At 67.9% G+C, this 1,218-nt stretch carries 1 protein-coding gene; it reads right to left on the bottom strand.

Annotated features, from left to right (window positions below):
• Window positions 1–1,218, bottom strand: a 1,218-nt coding sequence (locus AC1DSA_RS26085) for a hypothetical protein (protein ID WP_477894188.1), incomplete at both ends; no start/stop codon positions are given.

The following is a 1,218-nucleotide window of genomic DNA, read 5'->3' as shown; positions in this document are numbered from 1 at the left end:
GGCGGGAGCCGCGACGGCGGGCTGGGCCGCAGCGCCGGCGGCGGCCGGGCGGGCGGCCAGGTTCTTCACCATTCCGGGCTGCGCGTTCATCTGGATCGCCGCGATGTTCTCCGGCGTGGCCATCTTCTCCATCGGCAGGTAGTCGCTCTTGAAGTTCACCTCCACCGCGCCGGTCAGCTGCGCCTTCGTCTGCAGCTGCGAATCGTCCATCAGCTTCTGCGTGCTCATCAGCTTGACCACCGGCTGCTGCGAATACTTGTAGCTGCCCTTGGAGTAGTAGCTGCCGTCGCGCCGCTCCTCGCTGTCGGCGCTCTTGCTGTAGCTGCCACCCTCGCTCTTGCCCTCGTAGTCGCCCGAGTAGCTGTTGGTCATCTGCAGGTTGCCCGATGCGTCCTTCTCGTGGTCGAACTTGGTGGCGCTGAAGGCGTACTTGCGGTTGTCGCTGGCCTTGAAGTCGAACACCACCTTGGCGCTGATCTTGCCGTCGGTGACCACGATGCGGTTGATGCCCATCATCACCATCGTCGCCAGCAACTGCTGCCGGCCGGTGGCGACGGTCGTGCGCGCGGCCGGCACCAGCGCGGCCTCCACCACCTCGTCGTCCAGGCTGGTCAGCGGCTTGTCCAGCGGCAGCGAGCGGTTCAGGCGATCGACCGCCGACTTCTCGTCGATGCCTTCGCGCAGCACAACGCGCGGCTGCGCGGGCGCGGACGAGTCGCTGCCGAAGCTGCCGAAGGGATCGTCCTCGCCCGTGCTCAGCTGGAACAGGTCGGGGAACTGGTCGACGAGGTGGTCGCGGCCCTGGTTGTCGGTGGTGTTGTCGTCGCGGAACTGGTTCAGGCTCTTGGACACGTCCGCCACCAGCTTGGCGTAGGCCTCCATCTGCTGGATCGAGCTGTCCACGATCGAATGGAACACGCCCTGGATCAGCCCGGACACGAAGCCCGGGAAGTTCACGCCCTGCACCAGGCCCACCATGTTCTCCACGCCGGCCCGCGTGGCCTGGCCGAACTGCTGCGGCTTCATCGCCTCGTCGCCGGCCAGCGCGCGCACCTGCGGACTCTGCTGCCGCAGCCGCACGCCTTCCGGTTCGGCCAGGTAGCTACCGATCTGGACCAGGTCGTGCGCCAGCTGCCGGCGCTTGTCCTCCGGCAGGGAGTTGAAGGCCGGGCTGCGCTGCAGCAGGCCGCGCACGGCCTGGCGCGCGGCGTCCACGGT

Source organism: Ramlibacter sp. P4_H7 (assembly GCF_056400765.1).
This window is presented reverse-complemented; position numbering and strand designations above follow the sequence as displayed.